The organism is Sorangium sp. So ce1153 (assembly GCF_051521595.1).
In the GTDB taxonomy this organism is placed as follows: Bacteria; Myxococcota_A; Polyangia; order Polyangiales; family Polyangiaceae; genus Sorangium.
In genome coordinates, this window is sequence record NZ_CP150361.1 from 4,370,001 (window position 1) to 4,396,831 (window position 26,831).

General features: G+C 72.6%; 21 protein-coding genes and 1 tRNA gene. 10 read left to right on the forward strand and 12 right to left on the reverse strand.

The annotated features are described in order from the left end of the window. Positions 1 to 189: 189 nt before the first annotated feature. Entirely contained in the window at positions 190 to 2,550 is a 2,361-nt protein-coding gene (locus WME85_RS15595) for a biosynthetic peptidoglycan transglycosylase (protein ID WP_437839045.1), read from the forward strand. 127 nt (positions 2,551 to 2,677) lie between these two features. Here WME85_RS15595 and tadA read toward each other — a convergent pair whose 3' ends face one another. The 3 genes from tadA to WME85_RS15610 all read right to left on the reverse strand — a co-directional run bounded on the left by tadA (position 2,678) and on the right by WME85_RS15610 (position 4,603). Then, positions 2,678 to 3,196, reverse strand: a complete 519-nt coding sequence (gene tadA, locus WME85_RS15600) for a tRNA adenosine(34) deaminase TadA (protein WP_437839047.1) — start codon at positions 3,194 to 3,196, stop codon at positions 2,678 to 2,680. A 34-nt stretch (positions 3,197 to 3,230) separates the two neighbouring features. Continuing rightward, positions 3,231 to 3,304: transfer RNA gene (locus WME85_RS15605), tRNA-Arg, on the reverse strand. 783 nt (positions 3,305 to 4,087) lie between these two features. Beyond that, on the reverse strand, positions 4,088 to 4,603 hold the full coding sequence (locus WME85_RS15610; protein ID WP_437839048.1) for a hypothetical protein: 516 nt from the start codon (positions 4,601 to 4,603) through the stop codon (positions 4,088 to 4,090). Positions 4,604 to 4,748: 145 nt separating this feature from the next. Here WME85_RS15610 and WME85_RS15615 point away from each other — a divergent pair, with 145 nt between their 5' ends. The 5 genes from WME85_RS15615 to WME85_RS15635 all read left to right on the forward strand — a co-directional run bounded on the left by WME85_RS15615 (position 4,749) and on the right by WME85_RS15635 (position 12,565). Then, entirely contained in the window at positions 4,749 to 5,603 is an 855-nt protein-coding gene (locus tag WME85_RS15615) for a redoxin domain-containing protein (protein ID WP_437839050.1), read from the forward strand. Between the two features lie 37 nt (positions 5,604 to 5,640). After that, positions 5,641 to 7,044: a VWA domain-containing protein gene (locus WME85_RS15620; protein ID WP_437839052.1), complete on the forward strand. Its 1,404-nt coding sequence runs from the start codon at positions 5,641 to 5,643 to the stop codon at positions 7,042 to 7,044. A 16-nt stretch (positions 7,045 to 7,060) separates the two neighbouring features. Then, positions 7,061 to 8,593: an acyl-CoA carboxylase subunit beta gene (locus tag WME85_RS15625; protein ID WP_437839054.1), complete on the forward strand. Its 1,533-nt coding sequence runs from the start codon at positions 7,061 to 7,063 to the stop codon at positions 8,591 to 8,593. A gap of 121 nt (positions 8,594 to 8,714) precedes the next feature. After that, a complete protein-coding gene (locus WME85_RS15630) occupies positions 8,715 to 11,150 on the forward strand; it encodes a S8 family serine peptidase (RefSeq protein ID WP_437839055.1) in 2,436 nt (811 codons plus the stop codon). A gap of 158 nt (positions 11,151 to 11,308) precedes the next feature. Further along, a complete protein-coding gene (locus WME85_RS15635) occupies positions 11,309 to 12,565 on the forward strand; it encodes a pyridoxal phosphate-dependent aminotransferase (protein WP_437839057.1) in 1,257 nt (418 codons plus the stop codon). Here WME85_RS15635 and WME85_RS15640 read toward each other — a convergent pair. The 4 genes from WME85_RS15640 to WME85_RS15655 form a co-directional block, all read right to left on the reverse strand. Further along, entirely contained in the window at positions 12,552 to 14,207 is a 1,656-nt protein-coding gene (locus tag WME85_RS15640; protein ID WP_437839059.1) for a L,D-transpeptidase family protein, read from the reverse strand. The genes WME85_RS15635 and WME85_RS15640 overlap by 14 nt on opposite strands. Before the next feature lie 76 nt (positions 14,208 to 14,283). Beyond that, complete coding sequence (locus tag WME85_RS15645; protein ID WP_436617224.1) at positions 14,284 to 14,442, reverse strand: hypothetical protein; 159 nt, start codon at positions 14,440 to 14,442, stop codon at positions 14,284 to 14,286. 196 nt (positions 14,443 to 14,638) lie between these two features. Beyond that, positions 14,639 to 15,373: an AgmX/PglI C-terminal domain-containing protein gene (locus tag WME85_RS15650; protein ID WP_437839061.1), complete on the reverse strand. Its 735-nt coding sequence runs from the start codon at positions 15,371 to 15,373 to the stop codon at positions 14,639 to 14,641. Between the two features lie 87 nt (positions 15,374 to 15,460). Then, positions 15,461 to 16,297, reverse strand: a complete 837-nt coding sequence (locus WME85_RS15655; protein ID WP_437839063.1) for a metallophosphoesterase family protein — start codon at positions 16,295 to 16,297, stop codon at positions 15,461 to 15,463. A gap of 205 nt (positions 16,298 to 16,502) precedes the next feature. Between WME85_RS15655 and WME85_RS15660 the strand changes: the two genes are divergently transcribed. Next, the gene (locus tag WME85_RS15660; protein ID WP_437839065.1) at positions 16,503 to 18,026 is read left to right on the forward strand and encodes a cyclic nucleotide-binding domain-containing protein; all 1,524 of its coding nucleotides are present in this window, start codon (positions 16,503 to 16,505) and stop codon (positions 18,024 to 18,026) included. Between the two features lie 18 nt (positions 18,027 to 18,044). On the opposite strand, the gene WME85_RS15665 is transcribed toward WME85_RS15660, so the two are convergent. Together WME85_RS15665 and WME85_RS15670 are read right to left on the reverse strand one after the other, a co-directional pair. Beyond that, positions 18,045 to 20,207 carry a DUF1565 domain-containing protein gene (locus tag WME85_RS15665; RefSeq protein ID WP_437839067.1) on the reverse strand — a complete coding sequence of 721 codons (2,163 nt, stop codon included), beginning with the start codon at positions 20,205 to 20,207 and terminating at the stop codon, positions 18,045 to 18,047. Positions 20,208 to 20,292: 85 nt separating this feature from the next. Further along, positions 20,293 to 21,981 (reverse strand): hypothetical protein, encoded by a 1,689-nt coding sequence (locus WME85_RS15670; RefSeq protein WP_437839069.1) that lies wholly within the window; start codon positions 21,979 to 21,981, stop codon positions 20,293 to 20,295. A 252-nt stretch (positions 21,982 to 22,233) separates the two neighbouring features. Here WME85_RS15670 and WME85_RS15675 point away from each other — a divergent pair, with 252 nt between their 5' ends. Next, positions 22,234 to 22,605: a hypothetical protein gene (locus tag WME85_RS15675; RefSeq protein WP_437839071.1), complete on the forward strand. Its 372-nt coding sequence runs from the start codon at positions 22,234 to 22,236 to the stop codon at positions 22,603 to 22,605. Positions 22,606 to 22,787: 182 nt separating this feature from the next. On the opposite strand, the gene WME85_RS15680 is transcribed toward WME85_RS15675, so the two are convergent. Next, positions 22,788 to 23,309, reverse strand: coding sequence for a hypothetical protein (locus WME85_RS15680; protein WP_437839072.1), 522 nt, complete (start codon positions 23,307 to 23,309; stop codon positions 22,788 to 22,790). 225 nt (positions 23,310 to 23,534) lie between these two features. After that, positions 23,535 to 24,266: a hypothetical protein gene (locus WME85_RS15685; RefSeq protein ID WP_437839074.1), complete on the reverse strand. Its 732-nt coding sequence runs from the start codon at positions 24,264 to 24,266 to the stop codon at positions 23,535 to 23,537. A gap of 112 nt (positions 24,267 to 24,378) precedes the next feature. Between WME85_RS15685 and WME85_RS15690 the strand changes: the two genes are divergently transcribed. Then, complete coding sequence (locus WME85_RS15690) at positions 24,379 to 25,380, forward strand: beta-ketoacyl-ACP synthase 3 (protein WP_437839076.1); 1,002 nt, start codon at positions 24,379 to 24,381, stop codon at positions 25,378 to 25,380. Positions 25,381 to 25,401: 21 nt separating this feature from the next. Here the strand turns inward: WME85_RS15690 and WME85_RS15695 are convergent, their stop codons facing one another. Then, positions 25,402 to 26,304: a LysR family transcriptional regulator gene (locus tag WME85_RS15695; protein WP_437666436.1), complete on the reverse strand. Its 903-nt coding sequence runs from the start codon at positions 26,302 to 26,304 to the stop codon at positions 25,402 to 25,404. A 111-nt stretch (positions 26,305 to 26,415) separates the two neighbouring features. Here WME85_RS15695 and WME85_RS15700 point away from each other — a divergent pair, with 111 nt between their 5' ends. Beyond that, positions 26,416 to 26,772 carry a rhodanese-like domain-containing protein gene (locus WME85_RS15700; protein WP_437839078.1) on the forward strand — a complete coding sequence of 119 codons (357 nt, stop codon included), beginning with the start codon at positions 26,416 to 26,418 and terminating at the stop codon, positions 26,770 to 26,772. The last annotated feature ends 59 nt before the right edge of the window (positions 26,773 to 26,831 follow it).

A 26,831-nucleotide genomic window follows, 5' to 3' on the forward strand; every position in this document is an offset into this window, starting at 1 on the left:
TTGCAGGCGTCATTCAGCTGCGTGTGCCGAGGGAGGCCCGTCCTCCAGACGAACCCCGGAGCTGAAGGGGCTCTGCTCGACCACGAGGCAGCTCCGCGAGGCGGCCGCGAAGTAATTCGGCGAGGCAGCTGCGCGAGATGATTCTGCGAGTTTCTCCCGGCAGCCAGGCGTTGCTACCCTAGGGGAACCTTGGGATCCAAGCGCTGGAAAGTCGCGGCGGGCGTTGGTGGTGCCCTCGGTTGCGGGCTCATCATCGGGTTTGCGCCCTTTGTGCGCTACCGGGCCGAGCAGGCGGCCGACGGATACGGCGCGTCGCTGGAGATCGAGCAGGTCCGGCCCACATGGGGCGGCGTCTCGCTGAAGGGCGTGGACCTCCGGCTGCGGGGCGCCCCGAGCGTGTCCGTCCGGCTGGAAGATGTGGACGTGGCGCTCGGCTTCTCAGGGCGCAGGGTGGTGATGCACGGGGGAACGGTCGCCGCCGTCGGTCCGCGGGAGGTGATCCTCCACGAACTGGAGACGTGGCGTGCCGGGCTACCTCCAGGTCGCCCGAGCGCCGGCACGCCAGGCGGGGGCGGGAGCACCGAGTTGGAGGGGCTGAGGCTGGTCTGGAACGACCGGGCCGACTCCCCCAGCGAGAGCCTGGCCGCGGCCGGGGTACACCTGTCGCGCGCCGAGGGGCAGACGGCCATCTCCGCTCGGGAGGCGAGGTTGTCCCTGGGTCGCGCGGCCTTCTCGGTCCGAGAGGGCCGACTGGTGCTCGTCCGAGAGCAGGCGCGGTACCAGGTCAGCGAGCTCTCGGCTGCGGCCATCGACGCCGAGGTGGCGCTCCCGGAGGCCGTGCCGGAGCCCCAGCCGGCGCCAGAGCGAGGCGGCAGCACCCGTCCGGCACAGGTCAAGACGGCAGCGGAAAGCCTCGCCGGGGACGACGCGGGCCAGAACCGCGGGGCCGCGATTCGAGAAGCCCTCTTGCGCATGGCTCGAGGGATCGATCTGGCGCTCGGCGAGGGCGCAAAGGTCGACGTGGCAGGCGTGACCGCGCGGCTGAAGCGGGACGCCGACATGCTCAACCTGGGACCCGGGAGCCTCGCCGTGCGACGGGAGGCGGGCTCCCTCGTGGTGGAGCTCTCGCCGGGAGAAGCGGCCATCGCGGCCGTGGGCGCTGATGCCCAGCAGGCGCTCACATTCCGGCTGCGTGTGCCGATCAGCGAGGCAAACGATACCCCGCAGGAGATCGTCGCCGACGTGCGGGGCGGGCCCATCTGGCTCTCGACCCTCGGCGTTCACGAGGGCGACATGGGGCTGTTCGACGTGGCGCGCACCTCGATCGTCAGCCGCGCGCGGGTCGTCCTGTCGGCGGACGGCCAGGCGCTGGGCATCGACGGCGAGGGCAGGCTGAAGAACCTCTCGCTGCGGAGCGCAGCGCTGGCAGACGAGCCCATCGCCGGCCTGGACCTGGCATGGCGCGCGAAAGCGAACGGCAAGCTCGACGGGTCCAGGGTCATCGCGGAGGACGCCGAGGTCGATCTCGGCGCGCTGAGGCTGATCGCGCGCGGTGAGTACGAGCGCGCCGGGGCCTCGCATCGGGTCCGCGGCACCTTCGAGGTGCCGCTCACCGCGTGCCAGTCGATGCTGGACTCGGTGCCCAGAGGGGTCGTGGCGAAGCTCCATGGCATGCGGCTCGCCGGCTCGTTCGGGATCGAGGGGAAGCTCCGTTTCGATACAGCAAACCTGGATCGGACGTTCTTGCTCGACTGGGGCGTCTCCAACACCTGCCGCGTGGCGGAGATGCCGTCGGAGCTGAGCGTCGATCACTTCAAGCGCGCGTTCAGGCGCCTGGTCTACGGGCCAGGCGGTCAGCGCGTCGAGGTCGAGTCCGGGCCAGGGACCCCCGAGTGGGTCCCCTATGAAGACATCTCCCGTTTCATGGAGGTCGCCGTGCTGACCACGGAGGACGGCGGCTTCCATCGGCACCACGGGTTCGACGAGGAAGCCATCAAGAACTCGATCCGCGAGAACCTCCGCAAGAGGAGGTTCGTGCGAGGGGCGAGCACCGTCAGCATGCAGCTCGCCAAGAACCTCTACCTCGAGCGGACCAAGAGCGTGGCGCGCAAGCTCCAGGAGACGCTGCTCACGATGTACCTCGAGCAGGAGCTCACCAAGGAGCAGATCATGGAGCTCTACCTGAACGTGGTGGAGTTCGGGCCGCTGGTGTACGGCATCGGCGCCGCCGCGCGGCACTACTTCAACGCGTCGGCGGCGCAGCTCTCGCTCGGACAGGCGCTCTACATCGCCTCGATCCTGCCCAACCCGAGCGTGCAGCACTTCGACGCCAACGGCGAGGTGACGCCCGCATGGAGCGGGTACCTGCGCAAGCTCATGCAGATCGCGCACAGGCGCCAGAGGATCTCCGACGAGGAGCTCGAGAAGGGGCTTCAGGAGACGGTCGTGCGAGGCTCCCCAGCCCCTCACCTTGCGCCGCGGCAGCCCGCCGGGGAAGGCGGCGAGGAAAGACCGGAAGAGGAGCAGGGCGACGGGTGGACCGCGCCGTGACCCCCGCCTCGCGCGGCCATGGCCACGTCGAATTCCGCTCGATGCGCGCGACCCGCGGCTGAGCCGCGCACGAGCGGCACCTGTACGCGCGATCCGCGGCTGGGCCGCGCACGAGCGGCTCGGGCAGTCAGCGCTTGAGCGCAGCGGTCCGCAGCTTCGCGAAGAACGCGCGAAGCAGGGCGGCGCACTCGTCGGCGAGCACACCCGACGTGACCGTGAAGCGATGGTTGAGCCGGTTGTCGCGCCCGATCGTGAAGAGCGTATCGACCGCTCCCGCCTTCGGATCCGGGCAGCCGTAGACAAGCCGCGCGATCCGGGCATTCACGAGCGCGCCCGCGCACATGGGGCACGGCTCCAGCGTCGCGTAGATCGTCGCCCCCTCGAGCCGCCACCGGCCAAGCTGCCTGGCCGCCGCTCGCAGCGCGTCCACCTCGGCGTGTCCGGTCGGATCCTGATCCACCTCGCGCCGGTTCCGGCCTCGCGCCAGCACGGACCCGTTCGCGTCGACGATGAGCGCCCCGACGGGCACGTCACCGGAGGCTGCCGCAGCCTCGGCCTCCGCGAGCGCCTCGCGCATCCACAGCACGTCAGCACCATCCTCCGCCTTTTCTGCGGCGGAGAGGAGCACCTCTGCTCCATCGTCCATGAGCATCTCAGGAACTGTCACACTACCGATCAGGCGCGCCCAGGAAGATTCGAACTTCCGACCCCCGGCTTCGTAGGCCGATGCTCTATCCAGCTGAGCTATGGGCGCTCTGGTAAAGACAAGCTGCAAGGCGTGGCTACGCCACCACACTCCTCGTGTCGCGCTCGTTTGCGCGAAGTGAGTGCCGGCGTTTATACGCCCCGGAGCTGGCTGTCAAAGAAAAAGTGATTGGGCCCGTGCGCGCCCGCTCAGACGCACGGCTCTCCGCCTCGAACGCCGCTCGATTTCGTCCGCTGCGTCCGGGGGCCTCCGCCCGTCTGCGAGGATGAGCCTGCTGGCTGACCAGGACGTGTCTGCCACCCCCGGCGAGCGAGCCGCGCAGTCCCAGGGGCGGCGAGGACAGCAGAGCCGGCCACCGCGGCAGCTGCTGGACGAAAAACACGGCGCGCGGCGATTCCCTCGAGGAATGGCCGCGCGCTTTCACACGCTCTCGATCCGCAAGGCGAAGCTCAGGCCAAGCCAGAAGTAACGGAAGAGATCGTAAGCCAAGCAGCTGCTGAGCTATGGACGAGGCAAAGTAAGCGTCAGCCGAGCGACCAAGCGCAAGCCAATGAGGCGCATCAGGAGGAGGAGCCGCGAGATGCTGCAGCCCACAGCAAAAAGCGCGGTCAATTCCGCCTTGAGCAGCCTCTGTGCCATCTCGCGGTGTCGTCCGAGGCAACCTCTCGGCGCGCGCCCTCCAGCGGAATAAGCACGTTTCATGACGGTTTCTCCGCGGGTTCCGAGCTCCCGAACGACGATGCCTCGGGCAACGCTGTCGCGCCGGAAGCCGTGCGTCGCAATCTTTGCGGACCGAGGTTGCTGACCGCCAGGAACCTGTGACGCTCTGCGCTACCGGGGCCCGCCGAAGAGATGATCGTGCGGGGCGTCCGCATGGCAGCGCTTGCAGAGGGGCAAGGCGCCACGGTGCGTGGATGTGCCCTGGGGCGTGAGGACGACGTACTCCCAGTCGCCGCCGTCAGGGTCATAGCCGGCCGGCCGCTTCACCATGGCCAGGAGCGTCACCGGTTCCGACGAGCTCGCCGGATAGTGAAACTCGACCAGGGCCGCGCCAGGCGGGAGGACGCGCTCCGGGCCGAGCAGCGGGTACGGGGTGGCAGCCGCGTTGGTCCGCACCTCCCCCTCCATGTCGCCGGTGAAGTGCTGAGAGCGAGCTCGACCCGTGGCGGGCTTGAAGCTCGCGAGCTGGGCGGAGAGCTCCCACGTGACGGGCGCCGCGGCTGGTGGGGCGGCGGTCGGCGCGGCGGGCGCGCGCGGCTCGGTGGCAGCGCTGGAGCCTTCCTCGAGCCAGTCCGATGCAGCCGCGGCAGGAGCTCGCGGGCGCGAGGGCGCACAGCCGAGCGGCAAGGGCGCCCACCTCGACGGAGGTCGCGCCGCCGCCCCGAGCATCGGGGAGGCAAGGGACAACGCGGCGAGCGCGGCGAGCGCGAACCGCGCAGAGAGGCGGGGTCGGGACCGGGACCGCACCGGGCGAGATGCTACACTGCCCGGGATGCACCTGGCCTCTTCCAGGCGAGGCCGCGCGTGGCGCGCCCTCTTCGCTGCAACGCTGGTCGCGCTGGCCGGCGCCGCGCTGATGGGAGGCGCCTCGCACGCGGCGGCCGAGGAAGCGTCACGCCGCGCCTGGCTGGGCGTGGAGCTGGAGCCCGGCCCGGCGGGAGGCGTGGTCGCGCGGCACGTCGTCACGAGCTCGCCGGCGGCCAAGGCGGGCATCGTGGACGGCGACCATGTCGTCGCGGCGGATGGCGTCCCGCTCGAGGATCCGAAGCAGCTGGTCGCCCGCGTCGCGCTCGCCGGACCGGGCAACGTGGTGAACCTCCGGATCCGGCGCGGCGGCCGGGAGCGCGACGTCGCGCCGACGCTCGTGCCGTTCCCGGGCCACGATCAGATCCTGCGCCTCGACAAGATCGGCACCTTCGCGCCAGCCTGGAAGTCGCTCGCCACCGTCGCAGGGACCGTCCCGGCGAACGTCGGGGCCCTGCGTGGAAACGTGGTCCTGCTCGATTTCTGGGCCACCTGGTGCGCGCCGTGCCGGTTGATGGCCCCGCAGCTCTCGAAGTGGCACGCGACGTACGCCGCGCAGGGGCTGCGGGTCGTCGGCGTGACGAGCGACAGCGTCGGCGTCGCGACGAAGACCGCGCAGGCCCTCTCGATGCGCTACGCGGTCGCGTCCGACGCCGCGGAGTCGACCTCCGGGGCGTACGGCGTCAAGGCGCTCCCCACGATGTTCGTGATCGACAAGAAGGGCGTCATCCGCGATGTGCTGATCGGGTACGACCCCGCCCGCCACGCCGAGGTCGAGAAGCTCCTCCAGGCGCTGCTCGCAGAGCCGGCTCCGCCACCGTGACGGCCGCGGGGCCGCGCAGGCCCGCCGGATAGCTCCCATGCTGCTCGCCATCGACGAGTTCCTCTGGGCGCTGCGCCGCGACGGCTTCGCCGTGTCGACGGCGCAGGCGATCGACGTCGCGCGCGCGTGCGCCCTGGTCGGGTTCGAGCGCCGCGCGGCGCTGCGGGACGCCATCGGCGCGGTGGTCGTCGACCGCGCGGCCGACGTCCGCCGGTATCGCGCCGCCTTCGACCGCTTCTTCGCGCCCGAGGGAGCGCACGTCGGGGATCTCTGGGCGCGGCTGCGGGAGCGCGGGTTCTCGGAGGGCGAGCTCTCCGCCCTCCGCGATCTGCTGACCGCCGCAGCGGAGCGGAGCGGCGTCTCCGGCGACGCGATCGGGTTCCAGGCGCTCGCCGGGACCGCGGGGGAGCTCGACCGAGCGCTCCAGTCGGCGGGGATCGCGCGCGTCCTCGCGCCGATGACGAGCTCGCTCCAGGTCGGGTTCTTCGCGCAGCGGGTGATGGATCAGCTCGGGGTGCCGGCGGTCGCGAGCGCGCTCCGGCGGATCCGGAGCGCGCTGGAGGAGGCGCTCGGCGAGGACCGGGGGAGGGCCCTCGCGGAGGCGCTCGGCGCGGAGCTGGAGCGGATGCGGCACCGCGTGCGCGAGCACGTGACGCTGTCGCTGCGGCGCCTCGAGGGCGAAGAGCCCGCGGTCCCCGGCCGCATGGATGTGCCGTTCGCGTCGCTCGGGGAAGGAGAGATGGAGGAGGTGCGCCGCGCCGTCAGGGCGCTGTCCGAGCGGCTCCGCGGCGCCGAGCGGGTCCGCAGGCGCCGCGCGCGGCGCGGCAGGATCGACCCTCACCGGACCCTGCGGCGCAGCCTCCAGACGGGCGGCGTGCCGTTCCACCCGGCGCGGCGGGCGCGCCGGCGCGACAAGCCGCGGCTGATGGTCCTGTGCGACGTGTCGGACTCGGTCCGCGTCGCCGCCAGGTTCATGCTCGAGTTCGTCTGCGCGGCGCAGGAGCTCTTCGACCGGACGCGGTCGTTCGTCTTCGTGAGCGAGCTCGCCGAGACGACCGAGCTCTTCTCGGCGATGCCGGCGGGCTCAGCGCTCGAGCGCATCCAGCGCGGCGAGGTGGTGAGCCGCGCCCACAACTCGAACTACGGGCGCGTCCTCAGCGCCTTCGAGCAGCGCTACGGGCGCGACGTCGACAGGCGGGTGACCCTCGTGATCCTGGGCGACGGACGCACGAACTACTTCGCGGACCAGGCGGAGGTCGTCAGGAGGCTCCGGGAGCGGGCGCGGGCGCTGCTCTGGCTCTGCCCCGAGGGGCCTGGCGCCTGGGGGACGGGCGACAGCGCGATGCTGCGCTACGCGGCGGCGTCGACCAAGGTGCTGGTAGCCCGGACGGCGCGGGAGCTCGAAACGGCGGCGCGGGAGGTGGTCGCCCGGCGCGCTTAGGGCTATGGGTCGCGCCATGTCGCTCGATCAGAAGCTGAGGGAGCTCACGGCGCGCATCGAGCAGGGGGGCGCGCAGAAGTACCACGACAAGAACGCGGAGCAGGGCAAGCTGTTCGCGCGGCAGCGGGTCGCGCTGCTCCTCGACGAAGGGAGCTTCCTCGAGGACGCGGCGCTCGCCAACGCGCTGGATCCCGAGCTGCCGGCCGACGGGGTCATCACCGGCACCGGGACGATGGGCGGGCGCTCCGTGTGCGTGATGGCGAACGACTCGACGGTGAAGGCCGGCTCGTGGGGCCGGCGCACCGTCGAGAAGATCCTGCGCGTGCAGGAGACCGCGCGGCGCCTCAGGTGCCCGCTTCTCTACCTCGTCGACTCCGCGGGCGCGCGGATCACCGACCAGATCGAGATGTTCCCCGGGCGGCGCGGCGCGGGCCGGATCTTCTACAACCAGGTCGAGCTGAGCGGCCTGGTGCCGCAGATCTGCCTGCTGTTCGGTCCGTCGGCGGCGGGCGGCGCGTACATCCCGGCGTTCTGCGACGTCGTGTGCATGGTCGAGAGCAACGCGAGCATGTACCTGGGCTCGCCGCGGATGGCGGAGATGGTGATCGGCGAGAAGGTCACGCTCGAGGAGCTCGGCGGCGCGCGTATGCACTGCTCGGTCTCGGGGTGCGGGGACGTGCTCGTGAAGACCGAGGAGGAGGCGATCGCCTTCGCGAAGCGCTACGTCGCTTTCATGCCCCAGAGCTCCGCGGAGGCTCCGCCCCGCGTCGAGCCGAGGCCGGAGAAGCCGGGGCAGCGGCCGCTCGAGGACGTGATCCCCGCCGACGAGAACAAGCCGTTCGACATCATGGCCGTGATCGACGCCATCATCGACGAGGGCAGCTTCGTCGAGATCAAGAAGCTCTACGCGAGGGAGATCATCACGGGGCTCGCGCGCGTCGAGGGGCGCGCGGTCGGGATCGTCGCGAACCAGCCGAAGTACAAGGGCGGCGTGCTGTTCGTGGACTCGGCCGACAAGGCGGCGCGGTTCATCTGGCTCTGCGACGCCTTCAACATCCCGCTCCTGTACCTCGCGGACGTGCCAGGCTTCATGATCGGGACCGTCGTCGAGCGGCAAGGGATCATCCGCGCCGGCGCGAAGATGATCGCCGCCGTGAGCGAGGCGAGCGTGCCGAAGCTGTCCGTCATCGTGCGCAAGGCGTACGGCGCCGGGCTCTACGCGATGTGCGGACCGGCGTTCGCTCCGGACGAGTGCATCGCCCTGCCCTCGGCGTCGATCGCGGTGATGGGGCCGAGCGCCGCGGTGAACGCCGTGTACTACAACAAGATCCAGGCGATCCCGGCGGGGCCCGAGCGCGAGGCGCTCGTCCAGAAGCTGCGCGACGAGTACCGGGCCGACGTCGACCTGGAGAAGCTCGCGAGCGAGCTCGTGATCGACGCGATCGTCCCGACCGGGAACCTCCGTCGTGAGGTGGCGCGCCGCTTCGAGCGGTACGCCGGCAAGGTCGAAGAGCGTCCGCGCAAGAAGCACCTCGTGCCGCCCGTGTGAGCGGCGCGCGGCGCCCTCCCACGCCGCGCCGCGCGCGTGGCCAGCGAGAGCGAGGGGCGGGCGGCGAGGGCGACGTGCTCCGCCGGACCGGCTGCGCGTGAAGGTGGTGTAGACTCGTGGCGTGCTAGCCCGCAGGCTTTCGCTCTCTCTCTCGCTGCTCGGCCTCGCTCTCGCGGCGGGGGAAGCGCGCGCCGACGCCCCCGCCCCGGCGATGGCGCGCCTGCTCGGCTCGCGCGCGGGACGACATCCGCTCGCCGATCCGCGCGGGCGCATCGCCGTGCTGGTGCCGCTGCCCGCCGACGCCGATGCGCGGTCGCTCGGGCTGCTCCCGGTCGCGCCGGGCTTCGGGGCCGTCCGGCTCGCGCCCGGCGATGTCGGCGCGTTCTCCGCCGCGCACCCGGAGCTGTCGCTGCTCACGGGACCGCCACGGCAGCCGCTCCTGGATCGGTCCAAGGGGTGGATCCGGGTCGAGCAGTACCGGAAGGCCACCGGCGCGGACGGGAGAGGGGTGATCGTCGGCGTCGTCGACACGGGCATCGACGTGACCCACCCGGACTTCCGGGACGAGAACGGCAAGACGCGCATCAAGTGGATGCTGCAGGCCAATGGCCCCAGAGGGCTGCAACCGTCGCTCGAGCACGAATACGGGTGCGATGACCAGGACCAGTCCTCGTGCGCGATCTTCTCGGACGTCGACATCGACGCGATGCTCGCGAAGGGCGAGCCGAGCATCCTCCGCGACATCACGGGACACGGCACCCACGTGGCATCCATCGCGGCAGGCAACGGCGGGCCGATGGTCTCCGAGCGGCCGCGCTACGTCGGGGTAGCGCCCGCGGCGACGCTGATCGTCGCCGCTCCCTCGCGGCCCGGCGAGGGCTTCGACGACCTGGACATCCTCAAGGCGGTGCGGTTCATCTTCGACCGCGCCGACGAGCTGAACATGCCGGCGGTCGTCAACCTGAGCGTCGGGAGCGACTTCGGGCCCCACGACGGGACGAGCCCGCTCGAGGTAGGGCTCGCCGGGATGGTCGGCGGCGAGCACCGGGGGCGCGCGATCGTCGTCGCCGCCGGCAACAGCGGCGCGCTGTACGAGATCGACGGCGCAGGACCGATGGGGATCCACACCGAGGCGCACGTCTCGCCGCACGCCGAGACGCGCCTGCCCATCCGCACGCCGAGCGCGTCGAGAGGGCAGGGATACGTCTGGATCACCTTCCGGCCTGGAGACGAGGTGTCGGTCGGCCTCGAGGGGCCAGGCGGCGAGGAGTGGATCGGCCTGGTCGAGCCTGGAAGCGACGCGGGCTACACCGGCGACGACGACGAGACGACCGGCGCCGTGATCAACCGGCTCGCGAACGGAAAGTCGCCCATCACCGCCGCCACGAACAGCGCCGTCGTGGCGTTCAGCGGGGCGTGGAAAGCAGGCGAGTTCGCCGTCCGCCTGCAAGGTCGCGGCGACGCGCAGCTCTGGGTGACGGGGCTCGGCGATGTCTCGCCGTCGCACGACCTCGGGCTCCTGTTCACGCGCGGCATCAAGCAGGGCACGATCAACGTGCCCGCGAGCCACCCTGAGCTGCTCGCCGTGGGGTGCACGATCAACCGCGTCAGCTGGAAGCCGCAGGGGAGCACCGCGACCGTGCGCCTCATGAGCCTCGACGGCAAGGACCTCCAGGAGGACAGCGCCTGCGACTTCAGCGCGGCCGGTCCCACGCCGTTCGGGGTGGCCAAGCCCGAGATCAGCGCGCCCGGCGGCCTCGTCGCGGCGGCCATGGGGCGCGGGGTGGACCCGCGCGACGGGCACGGAGGGCTGTTCGACATGCCCGGCTGCCCCGACGACAAGCCCTGCTTCGTCGTCGACGACTACCACGCGATCGCGTCGGGCTCTTCGATGTCGGCGCCGCAGGTCGCCGGCGCGATCGCGCTCCTCTTCCAGATCAACCCGAACCTGAGCCAGGCAGAGGTCACCGAGGTGCTCCAGGCTGGCGCGCGGTACCCGAAGGGCGAGGTGCCGATGGACGCGCAGCTCGGCGCCGGCGTGCTCGACCTCGAGGGGGCGCGGCTCGCGCTCGAGGCGGTCGAGGCGGCGGGCGACGAGCCGGCGCTCGATCGGAGCTGGTATGTGCTGTCGAGCGCCTACGCCAGACCCGACCCGTCCTGGCCTGTCTGGGGGACGATCGAGATGCGGCGCCCGGACGGCTCCCCGCTGGGCGGCCTCGACCACAAGCTCACGGTCGCGCTCCGCGGCGGGGTGATGCACACGCCGCTCAGGCAGGTGCGCCGCGGGCTGTGGCGGTTCGCGGTCGCCGCGCCGCGCGGCTCCGGCGGCTCCACGCTGACCGTCGACGTGCTCTACGACGGGATGTCGCTCGGCGCGCGCGAGCTCCCGGTGGGGAGCGATGTGTGGATGGCGAACGGGGAGCTCGAGGTCGCGAGCAGCGCGTGCTCCTGCGCTGCGGCTGGCTCGGATCAGGGGTCATCGCCGGGCCGCGCCGCCGGCGGGCTGGCGAGCGTCCTCGCGGCGGCCCTTGCCGCGCGCCGGCGCCGGCGCGGCTGAGCGCGGCCGCGGCGACCGCCGAGGTCACGCGCTCGACCTCGGCGCCAGCGTGAGGCTCGCGCCCGGCTGCCATCCGGCGGCGTCCATGTCACCGTGGCCGAGCGACAGGTCGGGACAGGCCACGACCGCGGCAGATCAGGGACGCGATGGAGAGACAGGTGAGCGCAGATCGACCTCCCACTGCAGAGACGGACGCGGGGCGAACGGCCGCGGCGAGGCCGCTGCGCTTCGCGGCGCGCACCGGCTGGGACCTCTCGGAGAACCGGCTCGCGTCCGTCCTCGCCGAGGCCCGCCGCGCAGGCCGCGCGCTCGTCGACTTCACCGAGTCGAACCCGACGCGCTGCGGGATCGTCGAGGCAGCTCCCCTGGTCGCGCGGCTGGGCGAGCCGCGCGGCTCCAGGTACGCGCCGCTGCCGCTCGGCGATCCCGCCGCGCGCGCCGCGGTGTCGCGCTACTACCAGGAGCGCGGTCTCGACGTGGACCCGGCGGGCGTCGTGCTGACAGCGAGCACCAGCGAGGCGTACGGCTGGCTGCTCAAGCTGCTCGCCGAGCGCGGGGACGACGTGCTCGTCCCGGTGCCGTCCTATCCGCTGCTCGAGTACCTCGCGTGCCTGGAAGACGTCGCGCTCACGCCGTACCCGCTCCTCAAAGAAGAAGGGTGGCGCATCGACCTGGGCGCGCTGGACCGCGCCGCCGGCGAACGGACGCGCGCGGTGGTGCTCGTGCATCCGAACAACCCCACCGGCTCGTTCGTGCGCCGCGACGACGCCGCGGCGGTCGAGGCGCGCGCAGCGGAGCGCGGCCTCGCCCTGATCGTCGACGAGGTCTTCGGCGACTACGCGCACGGAGAGCTCCCCCCGGACCGCCTGCCGAGCTTCGCGGGCCGGCGGCAGGCGCTTACCTTCGTCCTGAGCGGGCTCTCCAAGGTGATGGCGCTGCCGCAGCTCAAGCTCGGCTGGATCGCGGTCTCGGGACCGCCGGAGCTCGCCGCCGCGGCCGTGGAGCGGCTCGAGATGATCGCCGACACCTACCTCTCGGTCGGCACCCCGGTGCAGCTCGCGCTGCCCGAGATCCTCGCCGCGCGCGCGCCGGTCCAGCGCGCGATCCTGTCGCGCGTGCAGGCGAACCTCACGGCCCTGGACGCGGCGATCGCGGCGCGCGCCGGGGGCGCGCTCCGGCGGCTCCCGGTCGACGGCGGCTGGTACGCGACGCTCGAGGTGCCGCGCGTGCTCGACGAGGACGGCTGGGTCGAGCTCCTCGTGCGCGACGAGGGCATCGTCGTCCACCCCGGCTACTTCTTCGACATGCCGCGCGACGGCTTCCTCGTGGTCAGCCTGCTGCTCGATCCAGGCGTGTTCGAGGAGGCCGCGCTGCGGCTCGTCGACCGGATGGCGCGCGCGATCAACGGTGGATGAGCACCACCGTGGAGCGGCCGGCGTCGCGAGCGGCGCGCAGGCCGTGCCACCCCTCCGGCACCGGCGGGTCGGTCCAGGCGAACATCTGCTTCGCGTCGATGGGGGAGAGGTTGACGCAGCCGCCGCTCTTCAGCTCACCCCAGGCGTCGTGCCAGTACGCGCCGTGCAGCGCGTGCGGGCCGTGGAAGTTCTGCACGAACTGCACCTCGGAGTGGACGATGTTGTCGTTCGAGCTCGACACCATCGTCGCCGTCACGAACTTCCCGTCGATGCGGAAGCGCCCGGTCGGCGTGGCCGCTGTCTCGATCGCGGGGATGTCCTTCTGCGGGACGCCGCCGCGCCCGGGCGAGATGAGCGTGGCGAAGACCGGCGTGAGCTCCTCGTAGGCGACGAACCAGCCGCCGAGCACGCTCACCTCGATCCACTTGCGCGGCGGCGAGGAGGGGTCGTTCTCGCCCTCGAGCGGCGAGCGCTTCGCCGCCTCGATCACCACCGCGTCGTCCGCGAGCACGTAGATCCCGGGCTCCTGTGTCTCGAGGAACCGCTCGCCGTCCTCGACCTCGGCGCGGCCCGTGAGCCCGACGGAGGCGAGCCGGGCGAACGACGCGCCGGTCGGCGCGAAGCGGCCGCCGGCGCCCCGCTGGTACTTCGGTCGGTCGGTCTTGCGGAAGAACGCGAGCGGGAGCGAGCTACCGTCCTTCAGCCACACGCCCTGGAAGCTCGAGCGCGGGTAGGGCTTCAGCCGGTCCTTCGGCATGAACGTCTGGTCCGAGGTCACCACCCAGGTCCGATCCTGCGCGTCGAACACCTCGGTGAACGCCACCGTCGAGCCGTTCACGATCCTGTCGCGGCCCTCGCGCACGAGATCGCCGAAGGGGAACAGCGCCGGGGCGGCGACGCCCGACGGCTTCAGATCGACGCCGACGAGGGCCTCGTCGATCTCCCGGATGGCTTGCTCGCTCGCGCCGCCTTCGGCGCGCACCTTCGCGACGTTCGCGAGGTGCTCTTCCAGATCCCACTCCGCGCGCCGCTGCTCCTTCGCGCTCGGGAGCGCGCGGTAGCGCGGCGCGCCGGTCGACTCGGCGTAGTTGTAGGGCCACGGGGAGTCGGTCCGGGGCGCGTGCGGCCGCAGCGCGACAACGACAGGGTCGTTCGGGTCGACCGTGGCGCTGGCGCCGGCGCAGACGTAGCCCCGCGGCTCGATGGCGTACCACGCGTCGCAGCCCTCGCCCGGCGTCCGCGCGGCCTCGAGGCTGCCGCCGCGCAGCGCGACGGAGCCGCCGAGCCCCAGGTAGCCGCTCCAGCCCCGCGTCGGGTACGGGCCGGGGCTGATCCAGGCGAACCGCGCCCTCGAATAGATGCGCGCGCCCTCCTTCGCCGCGCTCGCGGGCGGCGCCACCTCGGCCTCCGCCGGGGCCGGCGCCCTCTCGACGACCGCTGCCTCGACGACCGCAGGGCGCTGAGCGTCCGCTTCCGATGGGGCGCGCGGTGCGTTTGCCTCGGGAGGCGCCTCGGGGGCGTCCGCCTCGACGGGCGCCGCCGACGGTACGGAGGGGCTCTCTTCGGAGCAAGCGGCGGTACCCCCCGACGCGATCGCGCACGCCAGGGCGGCGAGGAGCAAGGAGGACGGTGAGCTAGCCATGCAAGCGTGGGAGACTACTTGCCGGGCACCGCCGCGGACAAGCGAACGGCGCCGGCGCCGGCTGCCCAGGCTCGCTTTACAGCCTGCCGAGCACGGCCACCACGAGCAGGATCACCCCGACGAGCGCCGCGGTGATCACCATGAGCTTCGCCAGCCGCGCCTTCAGCCACCGCCACAGGACGAGGCGAACCACCTTCCACAAGAGCGCCAGGATCTGCCAGAGGACCTTGCCCACGAGGAGAGCGTAGCGCAGTCCCCTGGCGCGCGCCCCCAGCAAGGACGGGAGATTCGACGCTCGCTGGGAGGGGCCCGGCACGGCCGCCACGCCGGACGGGGCCGGGACACAGGAGCGACAGGAGCGGCAGTCCACCCGCCGCCCCGCCAGCGCTCGACCGGCGCACGGGCGACCGGTAGCGGGCGGTGAGCGGTCGTCAGTCGATGTCCACGCTCACCTTCGAGGCGTAGCTGCCGGGGGAGGGGAAGGTGATCTCGCGGAGCGCGCCGGCGACGCACTCGGCCGCGTCCTCGCCCCGTTCGTCGGCGCTGGACACGCCCACGCTGAGCGGCTTGCCGTCGGTGTCGATGTAGAGCGTCGCCTTGAGCTGGCTGGCGCCCGCCTGGCTGCGGCAGGACTCGAGCGCCGGCCGCGCCTTCTTGTACGGCGTCCCGAGCTGGTCGGGCGTCCACGGCACGGGCGGGCGCTCGTCGCTGCTCGGCTCGAACGTGAAGCTGTTCTCCGCCAGGCCCTCGCCTCCGACCGGCTTCGGCCACCGCGCCGCCTTCAGGACCTTGAGCATGCACGCCTCGGTGTCGCGATCGCCCAGGGTCGAGTCCTTCACGAACGCCCAGCGCGCCGTGCCGTCCTCGGCCACCCGGACCTTGAAGCGGATCTCGCCGCCGAGGTAGGGGATCCGCTCGACGCCCTTCTCGTAGCAGCGCGAGAGCCGCGGCGAGGCGCGCTGGAACGCCGCCTGGACCTTCTCCTCGTTCATCCCGCCGATCTCGGACCGCGAGCTCATCGACGGGCGCGACGTCTGGACTGGCTCGGCGTCGAGCATCTCCGGCTCCGCCGGCGTGGGAGCGGCGCCGCCACAGCCCAGGACGGGCGCGAGCGCCGAGACAGCAACGAGGGTGAGGGAGCCCCTGAGCAAGCGAGTGAATTTCATGATCCGACGGCGACTCTATACGAGCCACGTCTTTGGCGGAAAGAGGGCGTTGAGGGGCGCACGCCGCTCCAGTGCCTGTGAGAGATTCTACGCCATCGCCAGCGCCGACGCGCCGCTCCAGACGCTCGTCCGCTCGGAGAGGACTCGCCCATGACGCACGCGGTAAACGCGCAGCGGGGATGGCCCGTCCACGAGCGCCTGAGCGCAGAAGATGCGAGGGGGCGCGCCAGCGCGCACGGGCGCGTCATTTTCGCGGTGTGTATGGCCGTGGATCACGTGGAGGTGGTCGTGCTCGTGGAGCAGGGCCATGAGCTCGCCGCTGTTGATGAGCCCATCCAGCCATTGCATCGCGCCGATCGGGTGCCGGAGCGGCGGATGGTGCTGCGCGAGCACGAGCGCGTCGCCCGAGCGCCGCGTCCCGGCCGCCAGCGAGGCGACGCGCGAGAGCTCGCGCGCCGCGATCGCGCCCGCCGAGCGGGTCACCGGCTGCGCCATGGCCGTCGACACCGCGGTCACGACGGCCCCAGGGAGGGCGACGGTCGCCCCTCGACCGCTCGTCGCCGCGAAGGGGCGGAGACAGCCGAGGAGGGCGCGCTCCCACGCGTCGCCGGATGTATACGCGTCGTGATTGCCAGGAACCAGGGTGACGCGCGCCGGGTCCCAGCCGCTCTCCGCCAGCACGGCGGCGAGCACCTCGAACTGCGCGGGAGTCCCGTCCTCCGTGAGGTCGCCCGTGAGCACCAGGTGGTCCGCCCCGCTCCGCCGCGCCTCGATGAGCGCAGCCAGCGCGCGACGGCGGCGCGGCGCTGCTTCGATCGGGCGGCCGAAGCTCAGGTAACGAAGCCGCCACCGCGCGGCGCCCCGGCGCCGGTCGTGATCCGCCTCGAGGAGATGAAAGTCCGTGAGGTGCGCGATCGTCGTCATCAACAACATCGTGACATCTGACCCACGTCGATCCCGCGACATCGACGCAAGCTCTCGGCGACGTAATCCGCCCCTCCGAGAGGCGCTATCTCGACCGGACACCCGTCCTCCCTGAGCGGCCAAGGAGGCGCGATGTGACGCCCCGAGGCCGCGCTCGCGACGCGGTTGTGACAGGGGCAGCCGGCGCGCTCTACCATTGGCCGCCATGCGGGGTGCCGCTCACATCACGGACGTTCTCGTGCGCATCGCGTCGTCGGGCGCCATCGGCATCGGCATCGCCGCGGCGCTGCTCATCGCGGTGCGGATGCTGGCGCCGCCAGCCCAGCGCGGGAAGCTGCGCCTGCCGGTCGTGCTGCTCTGCTTCCATGTGGCGGCGCTGCTCGCGCGGCTGCCGCTCGCTCCGACGTCGTCGCTCCACCGGACGCTCTCGGTCGTCTCGCTCTTCTTCCTGCTGACCGCGCTCGGTCGCGCCGCCTTTCTCCTCGTCGTCGACCTGATCCTCGGCGTGCGCCTCGGACGGCCGCTGCCCCGGATCATCCACGACATCATCCAGGGGCTCGTCTACGCGGGCGTCGTGCTCATCACGCTCCGCGCGGCGGGGGTCGAGCCGGGATCGCTGCTCACCACCTCCGCGCTGCTCACCGCGGTGATCGGTCTGTCGCTCCAGGAGACGCTCGGCAACCTCTTCGCCGGCCTCGCGATCCAGGCGCAGCGGCCGTTCGAGGTGGGGGACTGGATCCAGATCGAGCCGGATCCAAGGCTCATCGGGCAGATCATCGAGATCAACTGGCGCGCCACGAAGGTGCTCACGAACGACCAGGTCGAGCTCACGATCCCGAACGGCACGCTCGCGAAGAGCACGATCCGGAACTTCACGAAGCCGACCGTGACCGCGCGGCGGACGATCGAGGTGCAGGGCCCCTACGAGGCGCCGCCGCCGGTCGTCGAGCAGGCGCTGCTCGGCGCCGTCGCGTCCGTGCCAGGGGTGCTGCTCGCGCCGCCGCCCTTCGTGCTCACCGCGAGGTTCGACGACAGCGGCATCACCTACCACCTCTGCTTCTTCATCGACGACTTCGCCCGCCGCGACCGCATCGACTCGGCCGTGCGCCAGCGGATCTGGTTCGCGTTCCGCCGCGCGGGCATCTCCATCCCGTTCCCCATCCACACCGTCCGGATGGCCGAGGTGTCGCCCGAGTCCCGGGAGCGCAGCGAGGCCGACGAGCGGCAGCGCCGCCTGCAGTCGCTGCGCGTCGTCGACTTCCTGGCCGCGCTGCCGCCGCCGCTCCTCGACCGGCTCGCGACGCTGTCGAAGACCTGCCTCTACATGGTCGGCGAGGTCGTGATCCGGCAGGGGGCCGCGGGGCACGAGCTCTTCATCGTGCAGTCGGGCGAGGTGTCGGTCATCGTCGGGCGCGAGGGCGGCAGCACGGCCGAGGTCGCGCGGCTCGGCCCCGGCAAGTTCTTCGGCGAGATGTCGCTGATGACCGGGGAGCCGCGCAGCGCGACCATCCAGGCGGTGAGCGATTGCGAGCTCGTGAAGGTCGACAAGGCGGCGTTCCAGGAGATCCTGGCGGCGGCGCCCGGCATCGCCGAGAAGATCACGGAGGTCCTTGTCGCGCGCCAGTCGGCGCTCGACGAGAACGTCTCCGTGCGCCGCGCCCGCGCCGGCGCGGAGGAGGCCAAGACGACCGCGCTGCTCGGAAAGATCCGACAATTCTTCTCGCTGTAGTTACCCGGTGGGGGCTCGCTACGGCGCGGGCGTGGCGCTTGCCGGGACGGGGAGGTCGCCCGACGTCACGCGGTCGCTCTCCTCGTTGTCGTCGAAGACGTTGTCCTGCGCCACCGTCGGCGCGTGCGCGCCCTGCACGACCAGGCCGAAACGGTTGCCGGTGGAGCGCGAGCGTGCGAGCGCGCCGTCGCTGTCGCTGAAGAGCAGCCCGGCGCGCGCGCAGCCCTCCACCTGCACCGAGCTCACCTGCGCCGTCGAATCGAGGACGAGGAGGCCGTCGCCCAGGTCCGGCGACGACGGCACCTGCCCCTCGCCGCCCAGCGTGGCGAACGTCCCGGCCTCGACGCCCCGGACGAGCGTCTCCTCCACCGTGCTCGGCGAGGACAGCAGCAGCAGGCCCGCCACGCGGCTCTCCAGCACCGCCGACCGCTGCACGACGATGCCCGCCGCGCCGCCGCTCAGCAGGCCGACGCCGCCCATGCCGTCGCGCTCCTCCGGCCGCGCGCGCTCGACGAGGCTGTCCGTGAGCTCCAGGTCAGCGCCCTGGAAGGCGGCCACGCCGGCGACGTGGGCCTCCAGGACATAGGTCGACGCCAGCGCGGCGCGCGCGCCCTGCACGAGCACGCCGGCGGCGCGGTCCCGGTGGAGCGGGCTCGCGCGGGTGCCCTGGACGACCACGCCCCTCGACGAGAACTCCCCTCCCGACACGAGCAGCCCGACGTCGCCGGCGTCGCGCACGAGGCTCGACGACAGCGAGAGCTTGCCGCCCCGCTGCTCGACCGCAAAACCGAGGTGATCGTGCGCCGCGGCCGCCTCGCCCTGGAAGAGGTTGCCGGAGGCCTCGACCTCCGTGCCCGCGCCCGCGACAACGAGCTGCGCGTCGCACGCGCCGGACAGCACGCTGGAGTCGAGCGTCGCGCGGGCGCCCTGCTCGACGGTCACGTCGCGCGCCTCCGGCGCACCCTCGGCCGGGGCCGCGACCAGGCTGCTCGCCGCCACGAGCGCCGCGCCGGCGCCTGTCACCAGCACGCCGGCGCGGTGATGGACGAGGGCGCTCGCGCCGAGCCGGAGCGTGCCCGCCTCGAGGTGCACACCGACGCTCCCGCCCGCCTCCGCCTGCGGGGCCGTGTCCTCCAGCAGATTGCCCTCCGCGATCACCTCCTGCGCGTCGGAGCTGATCCGCAGGTTGACGGTGCCGTCGACCAGCGCGTTCTCGGTGAGCTGCGCCCGCGCCCCCGAGACGACGAGCACGTTCGTCCAGCCGTCGCCGTCGCCCTCGCCCGCCCGCGCGACGAGGCTACGGGACATCTCGAGGCTCGCGCCCGGGAGCGCCACCACGACACCGCTGCCGCTCGCGCCCGTCACGCGGACGTCGCGCGCGGACACCGTCGCCGCCTCGATGAACAGGCCGATGGAGGGGCTGGTCACGCTGACGCCGCGGATCCCGGCGCCCTCGACGTCGTGGAACCAGACCGCGCTGACGTTGCCGCTCTGATCGCTCTGCTCGCCCCGGAGCACGACCCTCGAGGCGCAGCGCCCGACGATCTCCATGGGCCTCGTGATCTCGAGAGGCTCGTCGTACTCGCCCTCCGCCAGGACGACCCGCCCGCCCGCCTGCACCGTCGCCAGCGCCGCCGCGAGCGTCGTGAACGGCCGCTCCCGCGAACCGGCGCCGTCCTCACCGCCGTACGCCGGATCGACATGAACATCGCCGGGTATCTCGACGACTTCGCCCCAGGGCGCCGAGCCGCAGCCGTCCGGCCCGTCGATGGATACACACCCTCGCTGCGGGACCGCGAACGTCCCTTCCGGGCACCTGGCCATCGTGGGATGACAGGCGCCGCCATCGACGAACTCCATCGCACAGCCGGGGATCCCGACTTCAATGCAGCCCTCGTCGTGCTTCGGCACTGTCCCGGGCGAGCACCTGTCGAGCGCGGGGCGGCACAGGCCGTCCTCGTCGATGAACTCGTCGGCGCAGCCCTGGATTCCCACCGGCACACAGCCGCCCGAGCTGCCGAGTTGCCCCGGCGCACACCCCGGTCCACCGCCCTCGCCCGGAGGGGGGCTGTACGGCGGGAGCTCGGTGCTGTCGCACCCGAGGAGCGAGGCCGCACACAGGCTCGTCGTCAAAGAGAAGAGGTACTGGAACGTCGTGAGTCCAAGCTTCGCGCGCAACACCCCCACAACGTAGCAGATGCGCTCCATGCACATGCCGGCAATACGCGCTTTTCCGCGCCGTCCCTCGCCCCTCGAGGCCGGACATTCAGGGGCGTGACCCGGACAGCCGTACGTCGGCTCGAGCCCAGGCGCGCTCGAAGCGCTCCTGTGCGGCGTCTGCCTCCTCTTCCCTGCCCTGTGCGCGCAGGCTCTGCTCGAGCCCGCGGAGAGACCAGCCATTCTGTGGGTTCCGCCGCAGATCCTCCCGGTAGACGGCCTCCGCGTCGCGCGCGCGACCGGCCTTGAGGAGCGCCGCGCCGAGCGTGTGGCGGACGGGCTCGGGCCAGGCCGGCGGCTCGAAATAGCGCAGTGTGTCCTCGACGCGCGCGGCCGCCTCCAGCATGCGGACCGAGGCCCCCGTCTCGCCGCGCTCCGACGCGATCTGGCTCTCGAGCACGAGCGAGGCGATCTCGAGCAGGTCCTGCGCGCGGTTCATGCCGATCTTCGCGTCGCCGTGGACCTCGGACGACGTCGCCCGGAGCGCCGCCGCCTCGCGCGCGGCGCCGTCGGGGCGCCCCTTCGACGCGAGCGCGCGCCCGCGCGCATAGCGCCATATCCCCGTCGTGTAGCGCTGCTCGGGCGGCGGCGCCGGCTCCGCGAGGACGTCATCCCACCGGCCGAACCGGACGAGCGCGAACAGCGGCGCTGGCCGGAACATCTCGAGCATCGGCATGTGGCGCACGTCGTGGTCGGGCACCGCGGCGACGGCCTCCCGGGCGGCGCGCAGGGCGACGGCGCCGCGGCCCTCCATGCTCGCGGAGACGGAGAGGAAGTGGAGGTTGTGAGGGAAGTACATCATCGGATAGATGCCCTCCGGTCGCCGCTCGCGGATGTACCGGCGATCGACCTCGACTGCGCGCTCGTTCGCGTCGGAGGCGTCCGCGTAGCGACCGACGCGCAAGAAGATGTGCGACGGCATGTGCACGAGGTGCCCGGCGCCCGGGGCCAGGCCGCCGAGCCGCTCGGCGCTCGGCAGCGCCCGCTCCGGCGCGCGCGACGCTTCGACCGCATGGATGTAATAGTGGTTCGCGCCCATGTGCCCGGGCTCGCGCCGCAGGACGCCCTCCAGCGTGGCGACGATCTCCTCGGTCCCGGGCTGCGGTCGGCCGTCCAGCGTCCAGAGGTCCCACGGGCGCAGGTCCATGAGCGCCTCGGCGAAGAGGACGCTCGCGTCGAGGTCGTCGGGGAAGCGGCGGGCGAGCTCGCGCATCGCCCCCGCGTACGCGCGGTCGAGGGCGGCCCGATCGACGCCCGGCGCGGTCGCGTGGCGGCTCGCGAGCGCCTCGATGTACGCGCGCTCCGGCTCGCTCGCGGAGGCGGCGAGCGCGCGCGCCTCCTCGATCGCCTCGAGGGCGGCCTGCTCCCGCGCCGGATCGGCCGGCTGGTTGATGTTGGGGCCGAGCGCGAGCGCGACGCCCCAGCGCGCCATGGCCAGGCCGGGATCGAGCCGCGCGGCCTCCTGAAACGCCCTCCTCGCCTCGTCGTGGTTGAAGGCGTAGATGAGCCTCAGCCCCTGATCGAAATAGCGTTGCGCGAGCTGCGATGAGGTCGTCACGGGGTGATGAAGAGAGCCGATATCCGCGAACAGGGGGACGACCTCCGCGTCAGGCGCGTCCGCGGCGCCCGGGCCCGGCTCCGCTCCGGGCGAGGCGGGGCGCGGCTCCGCGCCGCACGCCGCGAGCGCGGCGCAGGACCAGAGGAGGGGCAGGCTGAAGAGCGCGCGTCGAGCTGTCATGGGCACCTCGCTGGAGCTCCGATCCGCGGGCTCCGACGGTTCAACATCCCCTCGCGGGGTCGCTTTGCCTTGGGCACCGCCGTCCGGCGTGAGCGCGGAGGTCGAGCCGGGCGAGGGCCATGCACGCGCGGTTCCCGACGCGCGGGAAGGCAGCGCACAGAAGACGCGGGTGCGCCCAGGCTGATTGCCGCGGCCGCGCCGCCGGCGCGATGCTCGATGGACGGACGGCGCGACTTGCGGCAACCTCGAAGGATGACGACGTGCAGGGATGAAGCTCTCCGCTGGGTTCACCGCTACGCCATCGGCGGGGCCGCTTTCGCCGCCCTTCCGCTCCCGATCTCCACCTCGGCCGGGCTCGTCGCGATCGAGACCCACATGATGTCGATGGTCGGCGAGATCTACGGCGAGAGCGTGGGATCCGTGGTGACGACCGCCGCCGGCGGGAGCTTCGCGATCCTCGGGCAAGGCCTCAAATTCCTCGCCACCCGGGCTGTCGGCTTCGTCCCCGTGGTCGGGCCGGCCATCAAGATGACCATCGCGGGGCTGACCATCGCGGCGATCGGCCACGGCATCGTCGGGCACTTCGAGCGGAAGTACCCGGGCAAGACCTTCCAGAAGGCGTGAGCCGCGCGCGCGGACGAGGCGGCCCCGCGCGGCGTGTGCGGGCGCGCGATGAGCCGCGCGGTGCGCGATGAGCCGCGCGGCGCTCTGGAAAGCGCGCCGCGCCCAATGCGCCGACGCGCGGTGCTCCCGGTCAGTCCGGGCGCGCCGCGCGCCGCCGCTCCGCTATCGATGCCCTTCAGCCGTCAGTTCTCGCAGCCGCTGCAGGCCACCGGGCAGGTGCCGTTCACCGGCAGCTGGCAGCTCAGGCTCGGCGTGTCGGCGCTGGTGCCGTAGTCGCAGCAGAGCGTGCCGTCGGTGCAGCACGCCTCGCCGCAGCAGATGCCCTCTTCGCACCCGAACTCGGGAGCGCAGGGATCCTTGCACTCGCCCTGGATGCACGCCTGCTCCGCTGCACAGGTGGTGCCGCACATGCCGCAGTTGTGCGGATCGTTGGCCAGGTTCACGCAGGTCGGGCCACAGCACGAGAGCCCCTCCTCGCACGTGCACGCCACGCCGCCCGCGCCTCCCTCGCCCCCGGCGCTGGTCGTCGTGACGCTGACGCTGGTGGTCGTCCCGACGTCCCCGCCCGCACCGCCGCCGGAGGAGGAGCTCGATACGGTGATGTAGTTCGGCAGAAGGTTGACGGTGCCCGGGTCAGCTTCACATCCAGCAACGGCGAACAATGCAGCCAGCGACGCCAACGCGATCACCCGATGACAGGGCATGAGCACCTCCAAACCAAGAATAACACTACCACGGAGGATCACGTTCCTACGAGGGCCATGGCTCACGACGCAGCGCGTGCTGCCGCGTCATGCCGCAGCGTCCGCCATCGCGCTGCGCGCGCCATCGCGCTGTCGCGCCCGTCGCGTCCGTCGCAGCGGTGCGGCGCGTCCTCGGCGCGATGACGTATCCCTCGATGGCCGCGGCGTCGCGGCGCGCCTGCGACATCAGGGTGTGATGAGCTTGCAGTCCGACAGGAGCCCCGTGTACCAGTCATCGGTCCTGTCGAGCCATGCGCCCTCGCTGGACCAGCGGATGCCCGGCCTCTTCATCCGGCCTTCGACGGTGTAGGTGCACTTCAGCGCGAACCGCGCGGACGGGAGCTTGCCAGTGAGGGCGGGCTCGCTCCAGAGACCGGCCGCGAGGAACTGGACGCGATCGGTGGTGGTGTATGGGCGGAGCAGCTTCTTGTCGTCCGCATCGCCCTTCGACCACCCCTTGCTGGGGGACTCGAACGCGCAATGCCGTCCGTTGACCTCGTCGGCCGACCAGCAGGCGAGATCCTTGATGTCCGAGGACACGAGGGTGACCTCGACCTGGGCCTTGTCCCCGGTCTTCCACTTGGGGCCGGCGGTGCCGGCCGCGGGCTCACGCCCGAAGTAGGCGAACGCCGCGGCGAGGCCGCCAATGATGATGAGGAACAAGATCATGCTCTTGCCGAGCGACCCGCCTTGCGGCTGGGCGGCCGCGCGAGGCCGCGCGCCGGGCTTCTTGCCCGCGGGGCGCCGGGCGGCGCCCGCCTGCTTCGCAGGCCGCGAAGCCCTCGCGGGCGCCGCGGCTTCTGCAGAGGAAGCGGCCCGGCTCCCGCCGTCCTCCTCCGTGCTGGTGTCCTTCGCGCCGGCCTCTTCGGAAGGCGCGTCCTCGTCGGGGCGGTCTTTGTCTTCGGAGCTCGTAGCCATCGCGGCGCTTTATGTACCGGAGCGCGTTCCCGACTCAAGCATTCCGTGGACCGACCCGCCGCGCGCGATCGGCCGTCTCAACGCGCAGCCCATGATGTAGGCTGCGCTCCCAATGACGTCCGACGCCAGAAATCCTCGCGCGCGCATCCTCGGCACAGGCCGCTCCCTGCCCGCCGCCCCGGAGAGCGCGGCCTCCTCCGAAGCGCCGCCGGCGGACGGCGTCCCGGGCGACGCGAGCGCGGGCAACGAGCGGCGCCGCGCCGCGCCCCGCGAGACGACGAGCGATCTGGCGGCGCGCGCGGGCAGGGCGGCCCTCGACGCGGCCGGCATCGGGCCGCGCGACCTCGAGATGATCATCCTCGCCACCTCGAGCGGCGACGCGCCGATGCCCGCGACCGCCGTGTACGTGCAGCAGAAGCTCGGCGCAGAGCTCATCCCGTCGTTCGACCTCTCCGCCTCGCTCACGGGCTTCCTTTACGGGCTCTCGGTGGCCAACCAGTTCGTCACGGCGGGGACCATGAAGCACGTCCTCGTGATCGGCGCAGACCTGCTCTCCCATCGCCTGGATCCGCGCGACCGCGCGTCGGCCGCGCTCTTCGGCGACGGCGCCGGCGCGGTCGTCGTCGGGCCCGCCGGCGACGAGGGGCGCGGGATCCTGAGCGTCAGCCTCCGCGCCGACGGGAGGAAGGCCGACGTCCTCCAGGTGCCTGGCGGCGGCTCCGCGGAGCCGCTCACCCAGGAGCGGCTCGCCGACCGGCGGCACTACCTGCGCGTGAACCAGATCGAGCTGCGGCAGGCGGCGGAGGAGCGCCTCGCCACGCAGGCCCTCGCGGCGCTCGTGACAGCAGGGCTCGCGCCCGCCGATCTCGACTGGGTGATCCCGCACCACGCGGACGCCCAGATCACCGCGCTCCTCGCCGAGCGCCTCGGGTGCCCGAGGCAGCGCGTCCTCGGCGCGTTCGACGGGGGCAGCCCGGCGGGCGCGAGCGCCGGCTCGGTCGCCATGGCGCTCGACGAGGCGCTCCGCGACGGCCGGATCCAGCCCGGGCAGCACGTGCTGCTGTGCGCGCTCGGCGGCGGGCTCACGTGGGGCAGCGCCGTGCTCCGCGCGTGATGCGACGAGGGCGCGCCGTCATCACACGTGCGCCGCGACGTCCGAGATGACGCCGCGGAGCCACGCGTGCCCCGGATCGGCGTCGAGCCGCTCGTGCCAGACCATCCCGACGCGCCCCGCGGGCAGCTCGATCGGCGGCGGGAAGATGCGCAGGCCGAACGGGGCAGCGAAGGGCTCGGCGACCCGGCGGCTGACCGCCGCCACGAGGTCGGTCTTCGCGACGAGCGAGGGCACGAGGAGGAAGTGCGAGACGCGCACGCCGATGGTCCGGCGCAGGCCGCGGGCGGCGAGGGCGCGATCGACGCTCGTGGGGCCGTCGTCCCGCTCCGAGACGACGACGTGCGGGGTCTCGACCCAGGCCTTCAGCGTGAGCCGGGCGCGGATCCTCGGGTGGCCGCGGCGCGCGAGGCAGACGAACCGCTCCTCGAAGAGGCGCTCGCGGCGGTGCCGCGGCGGCAAGCGATCGAAGTAGCCGAGGACGAGGTCGAGCTCCCCGCGCGCGAGGGCGTCCGGGACCTCGTGCAGCCCCCACGGCCGGACCTCGAGGCGGACGCCCGGCGCCTCGCGCGCGATGCGGGCGAGGAGCGGCGGCAGGAGGACCAGCTCGACGTAGTCGCTCGCGGCGAGGACGACCGTGCGCTCGGCGGACGCCGGGTCGAACCTCGGCTCGGCGAACGCCTCGGAGAGCGTGGCGAGGCCGCGGCGCACCGGCTCGGCGAGCGAGAGCGCGCGCGGGGTCGGCGTCACCCCGCGCGGGCCGCGGACGAAGAGCGGATCGTCGAAGAGCGCCCGGAGCTGGCGGAGGGCGTTGCTCATCGCGCTCTGCGTGACCCCGACCCGCGCGGCGGCGCGCGTGACGTGGCGCTCCGCGAGGAGGGCGTCGAGCGCGACGAGGAGGTTCAGGTTCACGGTCGCGAGATTCACGTTCGTGATGATACCTCATCAGGATCATTCGTTGGATGACGGACGCGGGAGCGCGCAGATTCCCCTCGTCGACGGCGCCGAGCGGCTCGGGCCGTCAGCCAAGGAGGGCTCATGTCGAACGAGATCGGGTTGGAGGAGCTGTCAGAGCGGATCGGCCGGGGTGACGGCCTCGTCGTCGCGGAGGTGCTGCCGGCGGCGTATTACGAGGCGGGGCACCTGCCGGGGGCGGTGAACCTGCCGCTGGACGGGCTCGAGCGGAACATCGCGCGGCTCGCGCCGAGCCGGGAGACGGCGATCGTCGTTTATTGCTCGGGGCCGACGTGCCGGAACTCCCACGCGGCCGCGGCGCGGCTCGCCGCGCTCGGCTACGGCGCGGTCCGGGTGTTCGCGGGCGGCAAGGCGGCGTGGCGCGACGCCGGGCTCGCGCTCGAGCGGCCCTCGGCGGCGGCGGTGGAGGTGCAGCGATGAGCGCGATGGCGATCGCCTCCGGGCAGCGGCAGCGGGAGAGGGCGGGCGCGGCCGCCGCG

Bases quoted from the DNA above. Each gene is read 5' to 3' on its own strand.
- tadA (WP_437839047.1), bottom strand. From the start codon at position 3,196: ATGGACGATGGAGCAGAGGTGCTCCTCTCCGCCGCAGAAAAGGCGGAG.
- WME85_RS15615 (WP_437839050.1), top strand. From the start codon at position 4,749: ATGCACCTGGCCTCTTCCAGGCGAGGCCGCGCGTGGCGCGCCCTCTTC.
- WME85_RS15620 (WP_437839052.1), top strand. From the start codon at position 5,641: ATGCTGCTCGCCATCGACGAGTTCCTCTGGGCGCTGCGCCGCGACGGC.
- WME85_RS15625 (WP_437839054.1), top strand. From the start codon at position 7,061: ATGTCGCTCGATCAGAAGCTGAGGGAGCTCACGGCGCGCATCGAGCAG.
- WME85_RS15640 (WP_437839059.1), bottom strand. From the start codon at position 14,207: ATGGCTAGCTCACCGTCCTCCTTGCTCCTCGCCGCCCTGGCGTGCGCG.
- WME85_RS15650 (WP_437839061.1), bottom strand. From the start codon at position 15,373: ATGAAATTCACTCGCTTGCTCAGGGGCTCCCTCACCCTCGTTGCTGTC.
- WME85_RS15655 (WP_437839063.1), bottom strand. From the start codon at position 16,297: ATGACGACGATCGCGCACCTCACGGACTTTCATCTCCTCGAGGCGGAT.
- WME85_RS15660 (WP_437839065.1), top strand. From the start codon at position 16,503: ATGCGGGGTGCCGCTCACATCACGGACGTTCTCGTGCGCATCGCGTCG.
- WME85_RS15670 (WP_437839069.1), bottom strand. From the start codon at position 21,981: ATGACAGCTCGACGCGCGCTCTTCAGCCTGCCCCTCCTCTGGTCCTGC.
- WME85_RS15675 (WP_437839071.1), top strand. From the start codon at position 22,234: ATGACGACGTGCAGGGATGAAGCTCTCCGCTGGGTTCACCGCTACGCC.
- WME85_RS15680 (WP_437839072.1), bottom strand. From the start codon at position 23,309: ATGCCCTGTCATCGGGTGATCGCGTTGGCGTCGCTGGCTGCATTGTTC.
- WME85_RS15685 (WP_437839074.1), bottom strand. From the start codon at position 24,266: ATGGCTACGAGCTCCGAAGACAAAGACCGCCCCGACGAGGACGCGCCT.
- WME85_RS15690 (WP_437839076.1), top strand. From the start codon at position 24,379: ATGACGTCCGACGCCAGAAATCCTCGCGCGCGCATCCTCGGCACAGGC.
- WME85_RS15700 (WP_437839078.1), top strand. From the start codon at position 26,416: ATGTCGAACGAGATCGGGTTGGAGGAGCTGTCAGAGCGGATCGGCCGG.